Origin of the sequence: Pandoraea capi (assembly GCF_902459735.1) — a bacterium.
Taxonomy (GTDB): Bacteria; Pseudomonadota; Gammaproteobacteria; order Burkholderiales; family Burkholderiaceae; genus Pandoraea; species Pandoraea capi.
Genome location: NZ_CABPRV010000006.1, coordinates 103,695 through 111,316, shown reverse-complemented (window position 1 = coordinate 111,316; position 7,622 = coordinate 103,695). Strand labels below are relative to the sequence as shown.

The 7,622-nt window shown below is 64.5% G+C and carries 6 protein-coding genes; 2 read left to right on the top strand and 4 right to left on the bottom strand.

All coding sequences use genetic code 11. The features are described 5' to 3' along the window. Positions 1-122: 122 nt before the first annotated feature. The 4 genes from PCA20602_RS14300 to PCA20602_RS14285 form a co-directional block, all read right to left on the bottom strand. The gene (locus PCA20602_RS14300; protein ID WP_150721797.1) at positions 123-1,247 is read right to left on the bottom strand and encodes a YqcI/YcgG family protein; all 1,125 of its coding nucleotides are present in this window, start codon (positions 1,245-1,247) and stop codon (positions 123-125) included. A gap of 212 nt (positions 1,248-1,459) precedes the next feature. Next, positions 1,460-2,911 carry a cupin domain-containing protein gene (locus PCA20602_RS14295; protein WP_150721796.1) on the bottom strand — a complete coding sequence of 484 codons (1,452 nt, stop codon included), beginning with the start codon at positions 2,909-2,911 and terminating at the stop codon, positions 1,460-1,462. A gap of 13 nt (positions 2,912-2,924) precedes the next feature. Then, on the bottom strand, positions 2,925-3,686 hold the full coding sequence (locus PCA20602_RS14290) for a thioesterase II family protein (protein WP_150721795.1): 762 nt from the start codon (positions 3,684-3,686) through the stop codon (positions 2,925-2,927). 51 nt (positions 3,687-3,737) lie between these two features. Further along, complete coding sequence (locus PCA20602_RS14285) at positions 3,738-3,986, bottom strand: MbtH family protein (RefSeq protein WP_150721794.1); 249 nt, start codon at positions 3,984-3,986, stop codon at positions 3,738-3,740. Positions 3,987-4,366: 380 nt separating this feature from the next. Between PCA20602_RS14285 and PCA20602_RS14280 the strand changes: the two genes are divergently transcribed. Together PCA20602_RS14280 and PCA20602_RS14275 are read left to right on the top strand one after the other, a co-directional pair. After that, positions 4,367-5,560 carry an efflux RND transporter periplasmic adaptor subunit gene (locus PCA20602_RS14280; RefSeq protein WP_150721793.1) on the top strand — a complete coding sequence of 398 codons (1,194 nt, stop codon included), beginning with the start codon at positions 4,367-4,369 and terminating at the stop codon, positions 5,558-5,560. Beyond that, positions 5,554-7,620 (top strand): MacB family efflux pump subunit, encoded by a 2,067-nt coding sequence (locus tag PCA20602_RS14275; protein ID WP_150721792.1) that lies wholly within the window; start codon positions 5,554-5,556, stop codon positions 7,618-7,620. Before PCA20602_RS14280 ends, PCA20602_RS14275 begins: the two co-directional genes overlap by 7 nt. The last annotated feature ends 2 nt before the right edge of the window (positions 7,621-7,622 follow it).

The window sequence follows — 7,622 nt, the reverse complement described above, 5'->3', positions numbered from 1 at the left end:
CGGAGTGCCTGAAGTTCGTTGCATTCTTTGCGATTCATTGCGTTCGTGGCATGCGTGTCATCCAAGGCGAACGGCGCGACCGAAGGGCCGCGCCTCGCTGGCATGCCGACAGGGGGCGCCGACTACTCGGGATGCTCGCCGTCGTTGCGCACGGGTGCCTGCGCATGCGGCCCGGAATGCGATTTATGGCTGCCCGGCATGTCGCTCGTTTCGCCGTCGCCCTGCTCGATCAGCCGTCCGTGCCCCGCATCGGCATGCATCTGACGCGCCAGATGCGCGTCATGACCGGTGTGACCCGCATGAGCGACGTGCGCGGGGGAAACGGATGGCGTCGGGTGCGGTTTGGGATGGACGGCAATCTTTCCGAGCATCGGCGCCGACGTGCCTGCGTCGGCCTGCACCGTCGGCGCTGTGGCGACTTCCGTGGCGCGACGCATGCGTTTGAGGAACGGGCATTGATCGGCTGCGGCAACGTTCTCGTCCTCAAGGAAGTACTGCTTCCATTCGAGGTTGCCCGGATCGCCGTAGAAGCCCAGGTCCGGGTGGGGGCCGACGGCGTCCCACTTGCGCAGTCTCTCGCGCACCTGCTCGCGCGCCTGACGCCCGATCACCTTGTTCGTGATGGTGTCGACGAACACCGCGCGCGGCTGGAACAGCAGCACCATGCCCGGCCCGAGGTTGCGACTGTGGCGCAACGAGAACGACGGGCAGGCGCAGACGACGAACATCTGAAGCCCGCCGTAGCCGAACTCCCAGTCCTCGTGCGAGGGCGGCACCTGATGATCCGCCTCCGGATCGGGGTCAACGTTGTGCAGATACTGCAACGTGTTCCAGAACAGGTCGTGATATTCGGCGTGCGTGAGCGGCGTGGCGTCCGGCTCGTAGAAGATCGCGATGTTGTTGCGTCGGAATTCCGGCTGCGACGCGAGACGCGCGAACGTGAGCATCGTGGCGGGCAGCGACGCATTGTCCTTGCCGTTGACGAAGGTGTAGAACATCTCGCCGCGCCGCTCGGCGATCGTGCCGAAGAAGCACGGATACTCCGGGTGCATGACCTGCGTGCGCAGCGTCTCGTACGAGGTCTCCAGCCAGTCAGGCAATTCGATATCCCCGACCTGATCGCCGAGAATGACGCGCGAGCGCCAGTCGCTGGCCGTGGTGCGCTTGGGCGCAGGGGAATTCCCGGAAGCATCGGGGGCAGAGGTAGAGCGTTGGGAACCCAGGGTATCGGGGGGATCGAGCTGCATGAGCTTCTCCGTCGAAACTGCGCGCGCCGGCCCGAGCCGGCTGTCATTGCGTCACGCATCGACCGTCGCCGGACAGCCGGCGGCGGGATGTGTGAACGTGCCTAGAATTTAGTAGTACTAACAGGCTATTCGAGTCGATAGCCTTGAGTCTCTGGTCGCCGGCGCTAGGTGGGCGCGCCGGCGTCGCCGCGCATGGGCATGAGGTGCACTCGTCAGGCGAGTGCAGCGGAGGACTGCGGCGCCGGCATGGTGCCCGCATGGAGTGCCGCGATCCATTCGTCGGGGATGATCGGCTGATGGTAGGTGCATTCGTGCGACACCACGGTCGAGCCATGCAGACGGCCATCCGGAATCAGCACGCTGTCGCCCTGCTTCATCTTGAGCTGCATCCCCAGGTTGCCCCAGAAGATCATGTCGCCCGACTCGATGACGACCAGACGGTGGTCGTTGTGCACGTGCGTGGTCGAACACATCTCGCGAGGCTCGACGAACGTCTCCCGGTCGATGCCCGGGCATTCGACTTCGATACGTCCCTCGACTTGCTTCGCAAACGCGACGTAACGCTCGATGGCCGACAGCCAGCGCAATTGCTCGCCGAGGTCCCAACGGCCCCGTGCGGCCATGAGTTCGGCAGCGCCGAGCCCCTGACTGACGCGATACAGGCCCTGCTGGGCGTACTTGTCGTCGATTTGCGCCGTCGCAGCCGAGGCACGGCGAAGCAGCTCCGCCACGGCGTCTTCCAGCGTCGGCTGCTGAATCGGCAACCCATGGAGCATGTGCGGGCAGGCGGCAGCGGCGGCCTGACAGAACGCCAGCATTTCGGCCTCGGCAACGAACGCCGCGCCCAGCAACGCAAAAGCCCGGTCCGGACGTGCGCCCAGCGCGTACAGCAGGTTGCACTTGGCAAGGCTCGTCGGCAGATAGAACTGCCAGTACGAATGCTCGCGGCGCGTCAGGTCGAGTGCCGCGGCGACGCGGGTAAGCAAGGCGTCCTGCGCGGCATCGACCATGACAGGACGGGCATCCGGTGAGACGGCGTCGAAATACCCGGAGGCCACCGCACGTGCAACGGCAGCACGACGCGACGGCGCGAGGCTCCAGCGCTGGATCATGATGAAGCGCAGGCCCTCGGGCAGATACTCGTTGCGCTGGAGCAGCGCGAACATCTCGCTCCACCACGCATGTTCGGTCTGCACGATGGCACGCAGGGCTTCGGTCAGCGACGCCGGCGTGGTGTCGGCCTTGCCCTCATTGCCGAGGAACGTGTAGGCATAGTTCTCGAGATACGGCCGGATGCGTGCACCGAGCACCTGATTGCGCTCGCTGTAGAACGCATCGGCGCTGGCGAAACCCTCGGCATCGCCGGGGCGCGGCATACGGGCGATACCGACCTCGTTGATGCACATGAGCAGACGCTGGGACGCGAGCATCGGCAAACGGCTGACCGTCTCGGCGCGCACCGCCTTTTTGAACTGGAGGAATTCGAGATCCTCGGGACGCAGCGGTCGGCGATAGAAGTCTTCGTCCAGCTCCAACTCCTCGACGACGGCACTACGAAACGCCATATGCGACGCGAATTCCCGAATCAGGGGCAACGTTTCGTCGCGCACTTCGAGATAGGGGGCGAAATCGAACAGCGGGGGGAGGCCTTGCACGATGTCCATCTCCGTATTGACGTCAGGCGAGCGCCCGGACAGGCGTTTCGCTCACACCGACAGCGTCGCGCAGATGCGCGATCACCTGCGCCAGCAGCGCATCTCGGTGGGTATTGATGAAGAAATGCCCCGCAGGCACGCGCGCCGAGGCAAATGGCCCCGTCGTCTCGCCTGCCCACGCGGGGTCGTTTGCGGGAACGATGCAACGCGCGTCGTCCTCACCGTTGATCGCCAGCAGCGGACACGCCAGCGGCGCGCGTGCCGGCGGATCGTAAGTGCCGCACAGGTGAAAGTCGGCACGCAGGGCGGGCATGACCAGCGCCATGAACTCGTCGTTCTCCAGCAGGCTGTCCGGCATGCCGCCAAGACGCCGGACTTCGGCCTTGAACGTCATGTCGTCGCACGTCAGCCAGTGTGTCTCACGCTCACGCAGGCTCGGCGCCAGACTCGCCGACGCACCGAACCAGCAAGGCGTCACGCCCAGCCGGGCCCGCAGCACATGCGCGAGTTCCAGACCCACCAGCGCCCCCATGCTGTGACCGAAGATGGCGAACGGTAACGGCGCCTGCCCCGGCACGACAAGGGACGTCAGTGCCTGTTTCGCCATGTCGTCGACGAATGCCGGCCAGCGATGGACCGGCGTATCGCCATGACGTACACCGCGACCGGCCGGATGCAGCGTCACCACACGAATCCAGTCGGGCAGCGAACGCTGCCAGTCGCGGAAAATCGCCGCGCTGCCTCCCGCATAGGGAAGACAGAACAGGAGGATCGGGGGGCGCATTGTGTCGGAAGGCGTCGGCGCGATAGGGTGCAGGCGAGGGTGCCGGCCCAATCAGTGCACCGACGCAGAGGCGTCGACAGCGGCCGACTGCCCGGCCTGCTCGCTCATCGCCTTTTGCAGGCTGAGCGGTCGCATGTCGGTCCAGTGCTCTTCGATGTACGCGAGACAAGCCGCCTTGTTGCCTTTCATGCCCACGGCGCGCCAGCCACCGGGGATTGCCTTGTAACTCGGCCAGATCGAATACTGCGCCTCGTGGTTCACGACAACTTCAAATTCCGCGTTTTCGTCATCCCAGCTCATTGAATAACTCCCTTGATGGTTCGTATTCCTTACAACTTATTTCTCCGTCGAACGCCCGATGTATGCGAGGGTCGTTACGAGGATTCTTAGCAAGTTAATGAGAATCATTCTTCATTAGTGAGGTGGAATCTACAAAAGACACATCGCCTCTGTCAACCGAATTTTGCTCATTTACTTCTAAATATTGGTCATCTTTGTAATATCTATATGACAGGCTTCTCGAATTTATCGGCTCGACGGATACGATAGGATTTCTCTGTAAATGAGAATCGTTCTATACTATGCGCCGCGTCAGTGACGGCTTTCGCCAACCACCCGTTCGTTCACCAAACGACGTGCCGAGACCTGATGAGGCTCGGCCGTGCACGCCATCGAAGCAGATGCCACTCAAACCGAAGCGAATTCGTAGCGCCCTGTTCCTCCTTGTCGTTGCACTTCTGGCATTCGTGCTGTGGTTCACGATATTTCGACACGTCGAGCATGTGGAAACCGCGACCGTCAACCGGGGCAACCTGGAGCTGAGCGTCACGGCGCTGGGCAATCTTCGTCCGCGAAACTACGTGGACGTTGGTGCACAGGCGTCCGGCGCGATTCGCCGTCTGCATGTTCAGGCGGGGGCCCGGGTCAATAAGGGCGATCTGCTCGTCGAGATCGATCCGGCGGTGCAACAAGCCAAAGTCGATGCGGACCGGGCCAGCCTCGCCAGCCTGCACGCCCAGTTGGCGCAGGCCCATGCCGAGCGTGTGCTGGCGGCCCAGCGCGCAGCCCGTCAGCAGCAGATGATGAGCGACGGCGCGACGCGACTCGAAGACGTGCAGACTGCGCAAGCCAATCTGGACGTGGCGGTGGCCAGGATCAACGACCTGCATGCCCAGATCAACGGGGCGACGTCAACGCTCAAGGGCGACGAAGCGCAGTTGGGCTACACGCGCATCTATGCGCCGATTACCGGCACCGTGGTCTCCCTCGACGCACGCGAAGGTCAGACCCTGAACGCCACCTATCAGACCCCGCTCATCATGCGCATCGCGGACTTGTCTCACATGACCGTGTGGACGCAAGTCTCCGAGGCCGACATCGGGCACGTGAAAGCGGGCATGCCCGTGTACTTCACCACCCTCGGCGGGCAGACCGACACCGGCCCGCGACGCTGGCACGGCACGGTGCGTCAGGTACTGCCCGCGCCGCCCACGCCACTGGACAAGAGCGGCGCCGATACTTCACAGCAGAGTCCGACAGGCAGCACGGGCAAAGTCGTGCTTTACACCGTGCTGGTCGACGTCGACAACGACGACGGCGTGCTCATGCCGGAGATGACCGCGCAGGTGTTCTTCATCATCGCCTCGGCGAAGAATGTGCTGCTCGCCCCGATGACGCCGCTCGTGCCCGTCAACGCGCAGGCGGGGGTCTTCACGGCCAACGTGCTGGTCGACGGCAAGCCCGTCGAGCGCAAGGTGCGCATCGGCCTGCGCGATCGTCTCGACGGCGAGGTTCTCGACGGCCTGAAACAGGGCGACGCGCTGATTACCTCGGTGAGCACCGTTCGCGCCGGGGCCGGGAGGTTCCAGTGGTAACCGACACCCATGCTGCGCCGACATCCGGCGAGCCGCCTGCGCCTGCCTCGCAGGCGATCCCGCTGATTGAACTGGTCGACATCTGCCGCAGCTATGGTGGCGAAGGCGGCACGCCGGCGACGCAGGTACTGCGCGGCGTCTCGATGCGCATCGATGCCGGGGAATTCGTCGCCATCGTCGGCGCTTCCGGCTCCGGCAAGTCGACGTTGATGAACCTGCTCGGCTGTCTGGACCGCCCCACCTCCGGGCAATACCGGTTCGCCGGTCAGGACATTGCGTCGTTCCGTGCCGATGAACTCGCGTGGCTGCGCCGTGAAGCGTTCGGCTTCGTGTTCCAGAACTATCACCTGATCCGTACCCTCGACGCACTGCACAACGTCGAGGTGCCCGCCGTCTACGCGGGCATGTCGCGCGCGGACCGGCACCACCGGGCGACGGAACTGCTCACCCGGCTGGGACTGGATGGACGGATTCACCACCGTCCGCACCAGCTCTCGGGCGGTCAGCAGCAACGGGTGTCCATCGCCCGGGCGCTGATGAACGGCGGGCGCATCATTCTTGCCGACGAACCGACCGGCGCGCTCGACACGCGAAGCGGCGCCGAAGTCATGGCGTTGCTGCGCGAGCTTGCCGACGCGGGTCACACCGTCATTCTGATTACCCACGACCGTGGGGTCGCCGCACAGGCGCGCCGCGTCATCGAAATTCGCGACGGGCTGATCGTTTCGGATAGCGGCGAGGCGCAGCACGACGGTAGCGCGGGCGATCTGCCACCGTCCCCCGACACCTCAGCGCCGCCGGACAGCGCCGGTTGGACGCTGAACGCGCAAAACTTCGCGACCACAATGGCGCACGGGCTCTCGCGCTCGGCGTCTCCGTGGGCAGACATCTACGAGGCAGTGCAGGCAGCGTGGCAGGTCCTGCTCGTGAATCGCTTCCGAACGCTGCTCACGCTACTGGGCATCATCATCGGGGTCGCGTCGGTCATCGTGATGCTCGCCATCGGGACCGGCACACAACGCACTGTCATGGCCAAGATTGCGAGTTTCGGCACCAACCGGATGTATGTGACGCCGGGCGGCGATACCGAGCGCGGCCCCGGCGGCACGCTATCGGAAGCGGACGCCGCGCTCGTCGCGCAGGTGCCCAACGTCGATATCGCGATGCCCTTCTTCGCGGGCAAGACCATCGTGCGCGCTGCCAATGTGGATGTCGGCACGCGCCTGTGGGCCGTCACCGAACAAGCCCCCCACGTGCTGAACTGGAACGTGTCGCGGGGCACCTTCTTCACGCCGCAGGACGTGCGCTCGCTGGCGACGGTCGCGGTCCTCGGCAAGCGCATCAGCACCAAGCTGTTCGGACCCGTCGACCCGCTGGGACAATACGTGCTGGTGAACAATGTGCCGTTCCAGGTCATCGGCGTGCTGGCGGAAAAGGGGGCGACGTCCGGTCAGTCGAATGACGACGACGTGGTGCTCGTGCCGTCCAGCACCGGTAGCCGACGGGTTTTCGGCACCGCCAACCTGTCGTGGATTTCCGTGCTCGTGCACGACCTCGACAAGGTCGACGAGACGGCGGCAGACATCACGCGCGTGCTCACCGAAGCCCATCATGTGAAGGACTTCCAGGTCTACAATCAGGCGGCTTCGCTCAAGGCGCAGAGCGAAGCCCAGCAAACACTGACGCTCACGCTCGGACTGATTGCGGCCATTTCGCTCATCGTCGGCGGGATCGGCGTGATGAACATCATGCTCATGACCGTGCGCGAACGCACGCGCGAGATCGGCATCCGCATGGCGACGGGCGCGCGGCAGACCGACATCCTGCGACAGTTCCTGACGGAGTCCGTCATGGTCTCGACCGTCGGCGGTGTGCTGGGCCTCGTTTCCGGTCTGGCCGTCGGACTGGTGCTCATTTTCTGGGGCGTCGATCTGGTGTTCTCCGTGCGGGCCATGCTCGCCGCGTTCGGATGCGCCCTCGCGACCGGCCTCGTGTTCGGCTACATGCCAGCACGTCAGGCGGCTCGCCTCGATCCCATCGTTGCTCTCGCGAGCGACTGACC

What these genes read in the sequence shown, in the direction of transcription:
- PCA20602_RS14300 (WP_150721797.1), bottom strand. Translation starts at nt 1,247, where the DNA reads ATGCAGCTCGATCCCCCCGATACCCTGGGTTCCCAACGCTCTACCTCT.
- PCA20602_RS14295 (WP_150721796.1), bottom strand. Translation starts at nt 2,911, where the DNA reads ATGGACATCGTGCAAGGCCTCCCCCCGCTGTTCGATTTCGCCCCCTAT.
- PCA20602_RS14290 (WP_150721795.1), bottom strand. Translation starts at nt 3,686, where the DNA reads ATGCGCCCCCCGATCCTCCTGTTCTGTCTTCCCTATGCGGGAGGCAGC.
- PCA20602_RS14285 (WP_150721794.1), bottom strand. Translation starts at nt 3,986, where the DNA reads ATGAGCTGGGATGACGAAAACGCGGAATTTGAAGTTGTCGTGAACCAC.
- PCA20602_RS14280 (WP_150721793.1), top strand. Translation starts at nt 4,367, where the DNA reads ATGCCACTCAAACCGAAGCGAATTCGTAGCGCCCTGTTCCTCCTTGTC.